Origin of the sequence: Pseudomonas botevensis (assembly GCF_019145475.1) — a bacterium.
In the GTDB taxonomy this organism is placed as follows: Bacteria; Pseudomonadota; Gammaproteobacteria; order Pseudomonadales; family Pseudomonadaceae; genus Aquipseudomonas; species Aquipseudomonas botevensis.
Genome location: NZ_JAHTKI010000028.1, coordinates 1 through 13,616, shown reverse-complemented (window position 1 = coordinate 13,616; position 13,616 = coordinate 1). Strand labels below are relative to the sequence as shown.

At 54.8% G+C, this 13,616-nt stretch carries 21 protein-coding genes and 1 pseudogene; 12 read left to right on the top strand and 10 right to left on the bottom strand.

Features of this window, described 5'->3' with window-relative positions:
- Positions 1-11: 11 nt before the first annotated feature.
- The 5 genes from KVQ74_RS25870 to KVQ74_RS25850 form a co-directional block, all read right to left on the bottom strand.
- Positions 12-293 carry a hypothetical protein gene (locus tag KVQ74_RS25870; protein ID WP_217834259.1) on the bottom strand — a complete coding sequence of 94 codons (282 nt, stop codon included), beginning with the start codon at positions 291-293 and terminating at the stop codon, positions 12-14.
- Positions 290-481, bottom strand: coding sequence for a hypothetical protein (locus KVQ74_RS25865; RefSeq protein WP_217834201.1), 192 nt, complete (start codon positions 479-481; stop codon positions 290-292). Before KVQ74_RS25865 ends, KVQ74_RS25870 begins: the two co-directional genes overlap by 4 nt.
- Positions 478-882, bottom strand: a complete 405-nt coding sequence (locus KVQ74_RS25860) for a hypothetical protein (protein ID WP_217834200.1) — start codon at positions 880-882, stop codon at positions 478-480. The genes KVQ74_RS25865 and KVQ74_RS25860 overlap by 4 nt, the downstream gene beginning before the upstream one ends.
- 578 nt (positions 883-1,460) lie before the next feature.
- Positions 1,461-2,246, bottom strand: coding sequence for a hypothetical protein (locus KVQ74_RS25855; RefSeq protein ID WP_217834199.1), 786 nt, complete (start codon positions 2,244-2,246; stop codon positions 1,461-1,463).
- 464 nt (positions 2,247-2,710) lie between these two features.
- Complete coding sequence (locus KVQ74_RS25850) at positions 2,711-3,289, bottom strand: hypothetical protein (RefSeq protein ID WP_217834198.1); 579 nt, start codon at positions 3,287-3,289, stop codon at positions 2,711-2,713.
- A gap of 135 nt (positions 3,290-3,424) precedes the next feature.
- Between KVQ74_RS25850 and KVQ74_RS25845 the strand changes: the two genes are divergently transcribed.
- Positions 3,425-3,646 carry a hypothetical protein gene (locus KVQ74_RS25845; protein ID WP_217834197.1) on the top strand — a complete coding sequence of 74 codons (222 nt, stop codon included), beginning with the start codon at positions 3,425-3,427 and terminating at the stop codon, positions 3,644-3,646.
- Positions 3,647-3,656: 10 nt separating this feature from the next.
- Here the strand turns inward: KVQ74_RS25845 and KVQ74_RS25840 are convergent, their stop codons facing one another.
- The 5 genes from KVQ74_RS25840 to KVQ74_RS25820 all read right to left on the bottom strand — a co-directional run bounded on the left by KVQ74_RS25840 (position 3,657) and on the right by KVQ74_RS25820 (position 7,250).
- Positions 3,657-4,019: an NUDIX hydrolase gene (locus KVQ74_RS25840; RefSeq protein WP_217834196.1), complete on the bottom strand. Its 363-nt coding sequence runs from the start codon at positions 4,017-4,019 to the stop codon at positions 3,657-3,659.
- A 202-nt stretch (positions 4,020-4,221) separates the two neighbouring features.
- A complete protein-coding gene (locus tag KVQ74_RS25835) occupies positions 4,222-4,638 on the bottom strand; it encodes a superinfection immunity protein (protein WP_217834195.1) in 417 nt (138 codons plus the stop codon).
- A 115-nt stretch (positions 4,639-4,753) separates the two neighbouring features.
- Positions 4,754-5,446, bottom strand: a complete 693-nt coding sequence (locus KVQ74_RS25830; protein ID WP_217834194.1) for an HIRAN domain-containing protein — start codon at positions 5,444-5,446, stop codon at positions 4,754-4,756.
- Positions 5,433-6,413, bottom strand: coding sequence for a HipA domain-containing protein (locus KVQ74_RS25825; RefSeq protein WP_217834193.1), 981 nt, complete (start codon positions 6,411-6,413; stop codon positions 5,433-5,435). The genes KVQ74_RS25830 and KVQ74_RS25825 overlap by 14 nt, the downstream gene beginning before the upstream one ends.
- Positions 6,414-6,461: 48 nt before the next feature.
- Positions 6,462-7,250: a LexA family transcriptional regulator gene (locus tag KVQ74_RS25820; protein ID WP_217834258.1), complete on the bottom strand. Its 789-nt coding sequence runs from the start codon at positions 7,248-7,250 to the stop codon at positions 6,462-6,464.
- 116 nt (positions 7,251-7,366) lie between these two features.
- On the opposite strand from KVQ74_RS25820, the gene KVQ74_RS25815 reads away from it, so the two are divergent.
- From KVQ74_RS25815 to KVQ74_RS25770, 11 genes and pseudogenes are all read left to right on the top strand, one after another.
- Positions 7,367-7,570, top strand: a complete 204-nt coding sequence (locus tag KVQ74_RS25815; protein ID WP_025110113.1) for a Cro/CI family transcriptional regulator — start codon at positions 7,367-7,369, stop codon at positions 7,568-7,570.
- 79 nt (positions 7,571-7,649) lie between these two features.
- Positions 7,650-8,075 (top strand): phage regulatory CII family protein, encoded by a 426-nt coding sequence (locus tag KVQ74_RS25810; RefSeq protein WP_217834192.1) that lies wholly within the window; start codon positions 7,650-7,652, stop codon positions 8,073-8,075.
- 184 nt (positions 8,076-8,259) lie between these two features.
- A pseudogene (locus KVQ74_RS29790) lies at positions 8,260-8,634 on the top strand (phage replication protein); the annotation flags it as partial.
- Positions 8,635-8,649: 15 nt separating this feature from the next.
- On the top strand, positions 8,650-8,859 hold the full coding sequence (locus tag KVQ74_RS29785; RefSeq protein WP_450091450.1) for an HNH endonuclease: 210 nt from the start codon (positions 8,650-8,652) through the stop codon (positions 8,857-8,859).
- Positions 8,856-9,782: a helix-turn-helix domain-containing protein gene (locus KVQ74_RS25800; protein WP_217834190.1), complete on the top strand. Its 927-nt coding sequence runs from the start codon at positions 8,856-8,858 to the stop codon at positions 9,780-9,782. The genes KVQ74_RS29785 and KVQ74_RS25800 overlap by 4 nt, the downstream gene beginning before the upstream one ends.
- Positions 9,769-10,566 carry a hypothetical protein gene (locus KVQ74_RS25795; RefSeq protein ID WP_217834189.1) on the top strand — a complete coding sequence of 266 codons (798 nt, stop codon included), beginning with the start codon at positions 9,769-9,771 and terminating at the stop codon, positions 10,564-10,566. The genes KVQ74_RS25800 and KVQ74_RS25795 overlap by 14 nt, the downstream gene beginning before the upstream one ends.
- The gene (locus tag KVQ74_RS25790) at positions 10,563-11,081 is read left to right on the top strand and encodes a hypothetical protein (protein ID WP_217834188.1); all 519 of its coding nucleotides are present in this window, start codon (positions 10,563-10,565) and stop codon (positions 11,079-11,081) included. The genes KVQ74_RS25795 and KVQ74_RS25790 overlap by 4 nt, the downstream gene beginning before the upstream one ends.
- Entirely contained in the window at positions 11,078-11,479 is a 402-nt protein-coding gene (locus tag KVQ74_RS25785; RefSeq protein ID WP_217834187.1) for a recombination protein NinB, read from the top strand. Before KVQ74_RS25790 ends, KVQ74_RS25785 begins: the two co-directional genes overlap by 4 nt.
- Positions 11,479-12,132: a recombination protein NinG gene (locus KVQ74_RS25780; RefSeq protein WP_217834186.1), complete on the top strand. Its 654-nt coding sequence runs from the start codon at positions 11,479-11,481 to the stop codon at positions 12,130-12,132. Before KVQ74_RS25785 ends, KVQ74_RS25780 begins: the two co-directional genes overlap by 1 nt.
- Positions 12,129-12,806 carry a hypothetical protein gene (locus KVQ74_RS25775; RefSeq protein ID WP_217834185.1) on the top strand — a complete coding sequence of 226 codons (678 nt, stop codon included), beginning with the start codon at positions 12,129-12,131 and terminating at the stop codon, positions 12,804-12,806. Before KVQ74_RS25780 ends, KVQ74_RS25775 begins: the two co-directional genes overlap by 4 nt.
- A 179-nt stretch (positions 12,807-12,985) precedes the next feature.
- A complete protein-coding gene (locus tag KVQ74_RS25770) occupies positions 12,986-13,333 on the top strand; it encodes a hypothetical protein (RefSeq protein ID WP_217834184.1) in 348 nt (115 codons plus the stop codon).
- Positions 13,334-13,616 lie beyond the last annotated feature (283 nt).

Sequence of the window (13,616 nt, the reverse complement as noted above, 5' to 3'; positions counted from 1 at the left end):
CTGCCGGGAGTTCACCGGAACCCCCGGTAGGTGTTCGACTGCGGTGGCTGGCAGGTGCTGGAGGAGTCGCGCGCGGCGTTGTAGCCGGCCATGATAAGCAGCAGGCCGTCGGCGAGAACCCAGAACATGATCTTCATGGTCGGCGCCAAGCGCTGTGGCAGATCCTGCACCAGGTCCTCGCGCTTGCGGCCGATCACTTCGTTGAAGGGGAGCCCGAAGCCCAGGATGGCTATGCGGCGCTGAATATCGTCGAGCTGTTCATCGATCAACGTTTTTACCGGTGGTGTGCTCATGCAGCCTCCTTGCGGCGCTGGCAGATGTTTCGTAGGCGCTCGCAGTAGTGGTTGAACTCATCAATGGTGATCGCGCCGTCAGTGAAGAGGCTGGTAATCAGCTTCTGTACGAGCAGCCCTGTTTCCTCATGGGCGAAGGGGGCGGTCACACCATCAAGTGCCTTGTCGATCAGAATGTGCGGGCTCAAAACCCACACTCCTGCTCGACGCGATCACTTTCGCGCTTTGCATCGCGGTACTCATTGGCGTGTACCGCGACCAGGTCATTAGCCATCGCGCGAACGACCAGCGGATCACCGCCGACGGCTTCGACGGCCCAGGCGTGCAAGAACCCGCCGTCGCCGCGCCTGACCAGCTCGATCAGGATTTTCTCGATGCAGTGGTTTGGGTCTGGTGTCGCTGCCATGTGATCCGCCAGCGCTTCCAGCAGGTGATCAGCGCTGACCAGGACCTTGCTTCGGCCCACCGGATTCGGCGCTTCGACATGGCGCCGGCACAACAGATCGTCAACCGACTCGGTCAGCCATTCTTGGCCTGCCTCCGTTTCGAGAAAGTTGTCTTCCGGGATGAGCTTGCGTAGAGCTGACATGGTCGTCTCCAGAGTGGCGGGTGTTGATTCAACAAAACTCGGATGCACTCATCCGCTCCGCTGGTTGCCGTTGGGCGTGGAGGGGAGTGCATTCGGGTGGTGTCGGATAGGTGTAGGGAGGGAAACGACGTAGCGGGGCAGTGGGGCCGGCGGTGGAGTCTTATTCCGAGCTGCCGGCAGCGAGCATGGTTACTCTACGGTGCAGATCCAGCGGTGGTTATGCCGGTATGGCGCGCGAGTAAAGTGAACATCTGAAACCAGATTCATGCCTCGCTCTTGCAGCGCTTCGGTCAGTTGTACGAGTGTCTCTGCTTGGATAGTCATTGCTGTCACCTCGTCAGATTTACTGCGTTCATAATTCTTGACCGAGCGGGCAAGTAGCTAATTCATTTTTTCTACGATGGAGATTTGAAGCTGCATTGGAATGTCGGTCCTGACCAAGATGCCTAACTACGTCCGCCCGTTCGCATACAAACAGTTGGCCTGGATCAGCTTTTTTCATGGGGCGCCGACATTCCGATGCAGTCTCTTTCGAGGTGATCGAGCAGTTAACGACAGGCTGTCGTGGCGCTGGTTGTTCAGTCGAAAAGACCGTAGCTCAGGTCTTCTGTGTCGCAGTCGATCATCAGAATTGCGTTTCCAAAGTACAGGGACGCCAGCATGCGCTCCCACTTCGAATACACCTGCATGTCGATGGCGATCTTCTTGTCATCCAGTTTGGCGCTGTAGACTTCGCCAAACGCAACGGTCGGTTTCCAGCGGTCGCCGGTTTCACGCTCGCCTTTGATGCTGATGTGCAGCGCGTGCTTCAGGCTGTAGTTGCTGCGCGACGAAGACGAGTAGTGGCTGCTCCGGTAACTGTCTTCCGGCTCTGGATCGAAGTAGATGTGGATCGTCTTGTGGGAATAGCTGCCGTCGCCTTCTTCGACGCGAATTTCAGGGCGCTCCCATCGGCCTTCGGCGGCACTCTCTTTGTGGTGCTCCACAAATTCGTCGAGCAGTTTCTTCAGCGAAACCTCGCCGGTCAGCAGGCCCTCACCGGTGAGCACATCAGCTATGGACTTTTCGGCGCGCTTCAAGATGAGCGAGCCCATGGCCGCTTGTTCCCAGCGCTGGCTGAGGGCGTTGGCGACGAGGGCGTTGTAGCGCTGAAGCTCAAACATGTCGGTGACGTTGGCCGGCAGTGCAGACTTGACGGCGTCCTTGATTGCTCCGCCGAAGTCGCCGTAGGAGCGAAAGGTGTCACTCACAACTTCTTTGAACAGCTTCTCGATGCCCTCGTCGATCAGTTCACGCGGGCGGTCGGACTGGGCGTATGCAGTGATGCGCTCGGCAAGCAGCGATTGAAGGGTTTGTTCGCTCATTTGATGCTCCGTTCTTGATCGGTTGTTTTCCCAATGCACCCGTCACCAGGTGCATCAGTGAAAAATTCCGTGTTTCTCCGCACTCGCTTACCAGGTCATTCACTCAGTTCGGTCAACACCTCGTCCGCCGTCGCAGTGGGCTGCGCGTGGGCAGGCTTTCGGGCCTGTCGGATCGCCGGTCGCCAGTAGAGGCAAGTGCGGTTTTATTCATCGGTTTACTGACCTCCCACCGATGGAGCCGGGAGTGACCTAACCGGACTGGCCGGGTAGTCGTTCATGGCGCTGGTTGTTAAAGAGCGGCGCTGCTTTCGCTGCTGGGCCGTTGTTGTCTGGCTTGCGAATAAAAGTAGCAGCGCTGCTATTCGAAGTAAATAGCTCTGCTAATAATATTTTCTTGGGGCATAAAAAAAGCCCGCATGGGCGGGCTTCCTGTATCGGCTAAAAGGGGGCTGTCGGTTGGCTCGTTACAGCTTCCCGGCGGCGCTTTGGATTTTTTCGTCGATGTCCTGCACTGCTTTTGTCTTTGAGGCAAGAGTTCTCAGCGTGGCCGAGCTTGTGTTGATGTCACCACTGTATTTCTCAATGGCGATTTCTATTTTTTTTCCTTGCCAGAGGAGATTTTCATTGGTGAACGAAGCACCGCCTTTGGTTTTTACGAGCTCTGTTGAGCGCTTCATTGGTTGACCGTATTTGGTGATAAATAGCTGCACCAGCTGCAGATAATTTTCAGAGGAAGTGGTCAAGTAGAAGGAGTCAACTGGTCCGCTCTTCGCCATTACAGAAAGCCCGTAACCAATCCCGATAGAGGGCGCGCCCTTGGTGGAGTAGAAGCCCTGATACGGCGTTCCACGACACATCTCTTTCGGGATCTCATAACCCGCAGGGCACTCGGGGACCGAATAAACAAATTTTTGGTCAAATTTGACGCCCATGAAGCTGTCTGGCTCCTGGGTCCATGGCGCTGGCTCAGATGTCTTCTTGGCAGCAATAGCCGAACCCGCGACGCAGGCTGCAAGCAGGAAAATGGTGAGTTTTGCTTTCATTGGTTCCCTCCATCAATTGAACTGAGATTTTACCATTCGTGGCGGTGCGCCACCATTGACTGCCGCTAGTCGCCATAACGGAACGCTGTTTGGTAGCGCTAGTTCTACCGATTAAAGCGAGAGTAGATTGCAGCCATGATTCAGGACAAAAAGACGCAGGCGCTAACCGCATGGATTCAACTAGCACGAGAGCCAGAAATCCGCATGTCGGTGGAGGAACAATATGACGAGCTTTTGAAAATGGCCGACGCGATGGAGGAGGAGGGGCTAATAACAAGCGGGGAATGGAGGCAATTAATTCGTGATGCAGGAGCGATATTTGATCGTGCCAGAGAAGGGCTGGAAGGCGGCACTTAGTGGAGAGATATTACAAACGGCGCTGAAAAGACTTCAGGATCAGCAAAGCTGCTTTGCAGATTTCAATATTTTGGATTGAGTCAAGCGGTTGCCACAGGCAGTCGCATATTTCATTGCGTGGGGCTGCATCGTCGACATTTGATACGCTGACCTCGAATACGTGATGCTTTGTTCCTTCTGACGTCCATTCCATCAGATAGAGGAGGCTATCGCTGCTCAGTCCGGTTTCTTCGTTTAGCTCGCGGACTGCGGCGGCGGCACACGTCTCACCCGACTTCAATCTACCGCCAGGCAAATTCCAAGGTTTTTTGGGTTTCCTGACCAATAAAACCTGATGATTTTGCTCGCAGACTATGGTCGCTCTGATTTTCATTTTGATTGCCCTGCTTCGAAGCTCATCCATATAAGTACGGACTACATGCTGCAACTCGCCGTTCCAATCGATGGCTGAGTGGGCGATTAGCGGTGCACCTGGTGAAGATTTGCAAATGCTCCCACGATCACTTGTATTTCGGAGATAGGAAGGGGCATCAAAAAGCCCACGCTTGGCGGGCTTCAGATGATGCTCATGCTTTCTACACGACCTGCTGTTCCAAATCAGAACCGCAGTACCGGCACTTCTTGGCAGCGGCTTTGATGGTTTCCGCGCAGAATGGGCAGTCTTTCGTTTCGGGTATGCGTTCTGGCCCGCGGTGCGTCGATTCCGGAAAGCCACTTGCTCTTGCGAACTCGAGGGGTGTGGGCCTGCTTAAGGCCCATATGAACGCAACAAGCCAACCGATAAACGTCCACCCGGCCAGCAGGTTCAGTGCGAAGATTGGGGTAGCTTTGGGATGTTCGCCGAGCGCGCAGATCGCCGGATAGAAGTACACAGCTATGGCGCTCGGGATTAACACGATTCGTGCGAGGACTGCAAAATCGTTGTAGCCACGACCAACCAATAAGCTGACGAGGCAAACAATTATCCAAATGACTAAGCCCAAAATCTTCATCGCCGACCTCCCTGGAATGGTGAGAGAACTCTAGCACTCATGGCGGTGCGCCACCATCGGCTTGAGGGAAGGGTAGGCATGAAAAAGCCCGGCGCTGGGCCGGGCATGATTTTCACTACTTAAATTCAGCGAGTATCAGTATTTTAACTTTTTCATTTCTCATGTCAGAGCTTAATACTGTGCCGGTCACATTTGATTGGCTCATTAAATGAGAAAATCCTTTATTTAAAGCTCTACTTACGTAACCTATTCGACCAAATTTTGTCATGATTGCTATTGCATTTTTATCATGATTGTTTTCTGGTTCGCGAACAAAGTTTACGAGCATTCCCTCAATGATGTCGCCGAGAACCTTGTTGTACTGAGTTCCGCTTACTTCTAGCACGATATCAATAGGAGTTGATGCAGTAGATAAGTCAGGGGAAAGCTCGAAGCTATCACTTGCTAGTCTTGCACCGGTATATCCAAGTAGCGAAAAATCGGAACCAATAAAGCTACTAGGAAGTCCATACTGAGCGAGATATTTTGGAAAGTCTTGTCTTTTTCGGGGTGGAATTCGACTCATAAAAGCCGACAGTGCGTTGTCGAACTCCTCGTTGCCATTAATTGTGAATGCTGGGAAGCTAATGAAACCTTCGTTAACGGCAGCATGATAGTCAGGCGTGTCTTTTAAATAACGAAATGTAAAGTTGTCATTTTTTTTGACTAATTCGCCAACTATTCGGCGATTACGTGCGACACCCTCGGCCGTGCTGGTCCAGACCAAAAATAGGCGAGTTGGTTCAAAAACGTGATCAATGGTGTGCATTTAATTTTTCCGTAATCAATTTCATGCGCCTCAAGGTGAGCCTGATCACAAAATTGGCCCTTGCTCTGGTCAGTCTAGCATGTTGCGGCATCGGTAGGTCAACCAGTCTATCCATCATTTCTCTGAAGCGTAAAGTATCGAATTGCTTCAGCTTTCTTAATAAGAGCGCTCTCACGGCGGGGTTGTGTTTCGATATGAAGTCCATGGACTCTAGATGACCTACCTGAGTTAAGTTGTCCGGTGCCCATCTTATGTGATGTGTCCCTTTTATAATGAAGTTATCGAGCCGTACATCGTCCCATTGAGAGAATTTACGCTCTATGATTTGATAGCCTAAGCTAGTTCCATTATCGAACCATGGGGCAAACTTTAATCTAACACCGTATTGCTCACCCTTTCGTCGAGCAACGCTTTTTGTATTTGGGGAGGATGTTATCAAATAGCCCCAGTTATCCTGGTGACGATCAGTATTCCCAATCAGGGAGTCAAATAATAGCATTGACCAGAAATCGAAAATTTGATCTTCGTTGATGAAGTTTGCGCTAAGCTTTTGGGCGGTTAGCAGATTGTGTTGGGTTCCTTTGTCTTTGTCGAAATTTCGTATTTCCCTATAAAAGAAGTATCCGGCTGCAAAGAATACGTCTTCGCCAGGTGCATAGAACCATTCACTTAACGAGCCACACTCGCCCGTCATTGAGTCAAATGCAGCATGTGCTGGCGGGACTTCAATTTTGAGGAGTAATCCAATTTGGTACGCTATAAGCTCTGCCCAATATTGTTCAGGGTATTTCTCATCCGACAGTTTGAACATATATTGCCAGTTTGGAACGATGACGGCTTGAACAGGGTCATGAGGCGATACCACAATCCGTTTTGGTCTGGCCCCTTCTGGATAGGCTTCCGAGAACTCACCGTGGCGCCGCCACTCAGCGATATCGATAGGGTTTAGCTGAATAGGCAATGGCATTCATCCTTGAGCAACTACCTATAGGTAGTAGGCGTTAATTGGTTTGAATTATCTTGAGTACATCGCCCACCAGAACACATGCCCTAGGATGGAGATCTGCTGTTCCTGGATCTGCTGGAACGTGTAGTCTTCGTCCGGGTGCTCGTCACGGTTGTAGCTGCGCAGGCGGATCCCTGTCGGAATGCGGTAGACCTGCTTCACGCGTAGCTGCCCGTTGTGGTTGATGGCGTACATCTCACCGTCGACGATATCGCTCAGGGAGTTTTTCCCCACGTTTACGCCTACCGTGGCGCCGTCGCGCAATACCGGCACCATGCTGTTGCCGCCAACCTTGACGCACTTCGCATTGCTGAACTGAACGCCGTTCTGGCGCAGATCCTTCTTATTGAAGCGCAGGCGCGAGTTGGCGTTTTCCTCAATCGCAAATCTGCCGGAGCCGGCCGCCAGTTCCACCTCATGAAGAAACGGGACGTAGACCTCGTCATCATCGAGCGGAGTTTCGTCGTCCCAAGTCTCGATGGTACCCATTCTCACGCTAGGCTGGATGCGTTCTTGCTGGACAGTAGCAACGGTGGACATTAGCCGGGAGCTGACTTCGCGAGCGTCGAAATTCAACGCCTTCGCGAGCTTCAATAGCGCCTCTACGTTCAGCGGCACCTTTCCGGTGGCGTATTGACTGAATGCACTCTGACCAGACCAACCGCATGCCTCGGCAACATCCGCTTGGGTCAGGTTGCGGCCGGCAGCTTTTGCGGCTGATTTCCGCTGCTCATAGATAGCTTTGAGCCTGGCGCTCTCGGCGACTTCTTCGGGAGTAAGGGGGCGGCGTATTTTCATGCCGACAAGAGTATTAGCAGAACTGATATTTCCGCAAACAGTGCTGCTAGTATTTTGTTGCTGATAAAAAGCAGCGCTGCTACTATCCATGGCAGATATCAAGCCGTGGAAATTCCATGAAAAAGATCCCTTTGAGCAAATACCTAGAAGAGCACGGCACTCAAGCCGCGCTTGCTGCTGCTCTCGGCGTGAACCAGAGCGCGATCTCGCAGATGGTTCGAGCCGGTAGAAGCATCGAAATCACACTTTATGACGATGGGCGTATCGAGGCGAATGAGATTCGCCCGATCCCAGCACGTCCCAAGCGAACAGCAGCTTGAAGAACTCATTATTGACCGCCTGAACAAATGATCGCCCCTGCGTCAGCAGGGCGCCACGTAAAGAAATTCGAGGTGTTACATGCAGGAATTGATGAAGGCGATCTACGACGTGGTTGATGATCATGGCACCAAGAAAATCGCCGAAGGTGCGGACTTCAAGTCAAGGACGCTTCTTTCCCAGAAGGCAAACCCGGACTACGACACCCACCGTATGAACGTGGAAGAGCTGCATCGGATCATGAAGTTCACCCAGGACTTCCGTCCACTCAAAGCATGGGCGGAGTCGTTCGGTTTTGACTTGGTTCCGAAGGAAAAGCCGGAAGGCATCAATCTCAATGCCGCACTTCTGCGGCTGCACGCCGATCTTGCCGACGTTACAAGGCTCGCGTTCGACGCACAGGCTGACGGGCGAGTCTGCTCGGTCGAAAAAACGAGCCTGCTTAAGGAGGCTGAGGAAGTAATTGTCAGCCTGGAAGTTTTCAAGCAGTCCGTGAAAGCAGCCTGAATTTCAGACACAAAAAAGCCGACGGACTAGGTCGGCTTTTTCTACAGCGGTAAACAACTGGAGCAAATCATGCACCAACACACAGAATCCAGCAATACCCCCAACAGTGTCGCGACACGTTTTCGGAATTTTCAAAACATGTCGCGCGCTTTCATCGTTTCCTTTCACGTCAGGAACACCTGACATGCAATTCACCGTCACGATTAACCAGGTGAAGGCGCTGGAGTGGGGGCTGAATTCTCAGCAGGCTCTGCTGTTCGCCTTCGTCTACAGCTGCCCGAGCTGGACCAAGCCAATCAAGACTGACGACGGAATCTTCTTCGCGTTGAGCAAGGCGAAGATCATCGAGGAGCTACCGTTGCTCACCGATAAGCCAGACACCGCTTACCGCATGCTGAAGGCCCTGGAAGAGGCTGGTCTGATCGAGCTTTCCAGCACTTCGAACATCACGCTGTTCCGTCTGACCGAGAAGGCGATCGAGTGGAACCCGAATCGCATGGGTTACGTCAGCGCTTATCAGCCGGCGATTCAACCACCTCACCGCCGCACGAAAAAGAAGCCCATCCCTTCGGATTTGCGAGCCCGAGTATTTTCCCGGGATGGCTACACATGCCTGCGTTGCGGCTGTTCCGTGCTTCTTCGTTTGCGAGCTGATCATGTCGTTCCCGAGAGCTTGGGCGGCGAAGCATCCCTGGAAAATCTTCAAACCTTGTGCATGTCTTGCAATAGCTGGAAGGGTGTCCAGACCATCGATTTTCGCGGTGTCACCGGAGGTGCTGCATGAGCATGGGCCTAATGGTCGCCGCTATGAAGCTTCGTGTCGGCAACCCACTTCGCAAGCTGGTGCTCATCAAGCTGGCCGACAATGCCAGTGATATGGGGGAATGCTGGCCGTCATACCAACACATCGCCGATCAGTGCGAGATCAGCAAGCGTTCCGTTATGAACCACATTTCTGCTTTGTGCGACTCGGGACTACTTCGCAAAGAAATCCGTAAGGGGGGGGCGAAGGGTAATTCGTCGAATGTTTACTTCTTGACCCTTGATGGTGGTGCACCTCCTGCACCAGGGGTAGTGCAGCAAATTCACCAGGGTAGTGCAGCAGGTTCACCCCCTAGTGAATCTCCTGCACTAGGGGGTAGTGCAGGAGCTGCACCCAGAACCAGTCACTCTCCTGAACCAGTCAAGGAACCGGTCATTGAACCAATTGCGCCCCCGGCTTCCGCCGAGGTCGCGCCGGTTCAATCTCGAAACTTGGTGCTGGTCGTTGATCGCACCGACACGCCCCGGGTCGAGATCCCCGCTGACATGCCTGGCCCGAAAGACCAGTCCTGCAAAACCTTCAAGGTCTGGGCGAATTACGCCATGGCCTACCGCAAACGCTACAGCACCTGGCCGGTGTGGAACGCCAAGGTCGGTGGGCAGCTCGGCCAACTGGTCGACCGTCTCGGCGCCGATGTCGCGCACCACGTAGCCGCTCACTTCCTGAAAACCAGCGATGCCGCTGTCCTGCGCAAGTGCCACAGCCTCAACGAACTGCTGGCCAACGCCGAGAGCTACCACACTCAATGGGTGACCGGTCAGCGCATCAACGGGACGACTGCCCGCCAGATGGAGCGCACTGAGGCGAACCTCTCCGCAGCCGAGCAGGCCGCTCAGATGGTTCTGGCCAAGCGACAAGCAGGTGATCGCAATGAATACCTCTGAAATGAACGACCAGCAGGTAGCTGGGCTCGCTGCAGCGATCTGCGCCACCGCCGAGGCCATGGGGCAGGAAATGAACCCAGGCACTGCGGCGATGATGGCCGAGGACCTCTGTGCTTACCCTGTGCCTGTCGTGAAGGCCGCGCTGAAGGCCTGTCGCTTCGAGGTGAAGGGCAAGCTGGCGATGTCGGACATCCTCCAGCGCGTTCAGATCGCCGACGGCCGCCCGGGCAAAGACGAAGCCTGGGCGATCGCCATGACCACGAACGATGAGTTCGAAACCGTGGTGCTCACCGACGAAATCCAGCTTGCTTTGGCTGCAGCGAAACCCGTCCTCGATGCCGGCGACAAGGTCGGCGCTCGGATGGCGTTCATCAGCGCCTACGAGCGGTTTGTCGGCCAGGCTCGCGAGGATGCAAAACCGGTGAACTGGCATGTCTCCGTGGGCTTCGACGCCAACCGCCGCACGCAGGCGATCACCAAGGCCGTGCAGATGCAACGCATTCCTCAAGAGCGCGGACAGTTGTACCTGGCGGATCTGAACGTGGCACCGGTCACCGAAGACGGGCGGGCGGTTGTGGCTCTGCTCACCGGCGAAGTCGCGCGACCATCTTCGAAGCTTCGGGAAAGACTTGCAGCGGTGAAGGACTCGATGCTCGCCATGCAAAAAGCCTCGGCCGAGGAAAAAACAGAACTGCGAATTCTGGCAGCCAACGAGCTGGCCGATCGCCGGGCGCTGCTCATTCAGCAGGCCGAACAATTGGAAGCAGGGAGTGCGGCGCAATGACCGATATCACTGAACAGAAAAAGCAGGCTGAGGCCGGCTTCAAAAACTTTCACCGCAGCCTCTGCGAGCGCTTCGGTTACTACCACGACGAAATCGACTGGCAGCGCGATCAAGTGTCGCTGGAAGAGCACATTGCTACGCAGTTCAGCCACGTCAACGCGGAGAGCGCGGCACTGCGCGGACAGGTCGAGGCGTTGCAACGTGGTGCCGGGCAGCTCGCCGATGAAAACGCCTGCGCCAAGATGCGCATCAAGGAACTCGACCTGCTTTTCGGTCGATACATCCTCGCCATGCGTTCGGCGCTGATCGAGGAAGAGCACGGGAAAGGCCCTGTCGCAGCCATGGAGTGGATTTACAACTCACTGGTGGGGCCGGGCCAGCTCCCGCTGGAGGGCGAGACTGACGCCCAGGCCTACTTCGATCGGGAGATTGTTGCGGTCAATGCCGGCATGGATGAAGTTCTTTCGTTCCATGACTCGCGGCGAAAGGCTTCGGGCAAGGCGGTGCAGTCATGAACCCCGAATACACAATCCGCGATCAGCGTGACTTAAACCGCGTTACCGGTGTTCTGCATGCAATCGACCTGACCAAGCCCAAGGTGGTGGTGATCCGAGACGAGAAGCGCCCAGACGTCTGCAACCGGAAAATGTGGGCAATGCTCAAGGACGTCTCCAACCAGGTCATCTGGTACGGCAAAAAGCTCAGCGACGAGGACTGGAAATGCCTCTTCAGTGCCTCGCTGGAGAAACAGCGCGCGGAGCCTGGCCTCGACGGCGGCTTCGTCGTGATGGCCGTGTCGACCCGCAAGCAGTCGCAGAAGTGGTTCAGCGATCTGTTCGAGCTGATGCACGCCTTCGGCGCCGAGCATGGCGTGCGCTGGACTGAGCAGGACAAATGGGGAGGGCGCTACTGATGCGGACTGCCATCAAGGAAAAGAAGGCGCCCAAGCCGAAGAAATGCCGCGTTGTCTCCTGCGGGGCCTCATTCGTCCCTGCGCGCCTTGGGCAGGCGGTGTGCAGCCCGGCCTGCGCGCTGAAGGATGCACCCCGGAATGAGCAAAAGGCGAAGAGGGCCATCGATCAGCGGAATCGACGCGAGATCGAGGTCCGTAAGGAGAAGCTGAAGACCAGGACAGATCACCTCAAGGATGCCGAGAAGGCCGTGCGCGACTACCGGCGCATGTACGAGCTGAGCATCGGCAGCGGCTGCATCAGCTGCGGCGAATCGCAGGAATCGATTCTGGCGGCGCAGGGCTGGAAGACTGGAGGTGCGTTCGATGCCGGCCATTTCCTCGGCAAGGGCGCCCGGCCGGAGCTGCGGTTGGTGCCGAACAACATCTGGTTGCAGTGCAAAAGCTGCAATGCCGGATCGTCCAAGTATGCCCGTAAGGGCCAGACGGTTTCACAAAGCTTCCGCACTGGTCTGATCGCCCGCATCGGGCTGGAGGCTGTTGAAGCGCTCGAAGCCGATCACGAACCACGCAAACACACAGTAGAGGAACTGAAGGCGATCACCGCCGAGTTCCGGGCAAAGACCAGGGAATTGAAAAAAGGGGAAGCAGCATGAAACTGATCAACGCACGTCAAGCGTGGACAGATGCGCAGCATGAGTCGAACGTATCAATCAGTGCAGCAGCGGCCGACAGGGCAAAATCTGCGGATGTCGTCCGGAAGGAAAAGGCCGCGCTTCGAGAGATCATCTTTGCCGCCCAGGGCGAGGACAAGGAAGAGCGCATCATGGCTGTGCGCCAGAAGATTCACATTACCGAGACGCGCCGCACGCCTATTGGCCGTTCGACACATCGAGCCGCCCACCTGGTGACAATGGGGAAGGTGCAAAAGGCAATCGAGTCCCTGCCGTTTCAAGTGCAGCAGCTCGGGCACTACCTCTACCACCCGTGCATGACCGTCGTGCACATGCTCAACGCCGAGAAGTTGATTTGGTCGGATACGGACTTTAGCGCGCTCACTGAAGCCAAGGCGGCGAAGGTGCACTGCCTGATTACCTGCGCTCTGCAGTCATACAAGGCCGAGGCGAACGGCGGTGACGCGTGGGGCCCGGCTCGGGTGTCTGACGCCATGATGAAGCTGTACGGAGTCGCCATCCAGCCCAAGCACTGGGATCGCGACTGGCTCGATATCTGGAATTTCCTGCGAAAGGCTATTGAAGAAGTGGATATTCAAGCTAAAGAGCCAGTGTGGCAGGTTATTCACGCAGAAAATTCTGAGGATGCGGCATAAAAGTGTTGCCATGGTGGGGGATTTGATGTACTTTTCCCACACTGCGCAACTTACCTCCAGCGCACGACAGCTTCTAAACCCGGCCACCGCGCCGGGTTTTTTGTTTGTGGCGTATTGCTATTACCTAATGTGTCAATTTACTGTTCATATTTGGCGTTCAATAAATTGACGGGGTGACAATGCTTTCTGAATTAACAGATGGGGCTACCTTACTGTGGCAGACCGTTTGCACGGGTTTCTGGGCATTTCTATTCGTTGGCGGCCTGCTTGCAGCGAAAAGGCACTTCCGGCTGGATGGTAACTGGCCGTACTGGGCTGCGGGCGGGTTTGCGCTCTTCCTGCTAATCGTGCCTAACGGATGGCGCGTAGCTTTTGGAACCGACCCGCGCGATTATGCGCTGCTCTTGGAGGCGCGCCAGATGCTTCCTTCAGCCGCTTTGTTTAAGGCAGATTGCTGGGGAGTTCTCATCGGCTCCATCGCTGGCTTGATTGGCTCGCAATTTGTGCCGGTACGCTGGCACTGGTAAGAAAGCTTCGGTATTCAGCCCCGCATGCCGGGGCTTTTTTTATGTCTCGAATTTACCTGTAGCCAGGACAGCCCTCGGGAAGACCTGGACGTCGATAGCCGGATAGTGCGACGTAGGGAATCAACACCGGCAGCACACGCAGGATTGCTGCAAACTGCTCCCTAGCCGCACCTAAATAGTTTAAGCGGCGGCGAATCGTTCACCACTCAACATTAAAGGGCCTAGACGCATCCGCGGATATTCTTGCGGGTAGGCATGTTATATTTTGGTGCTCTAGATAGAT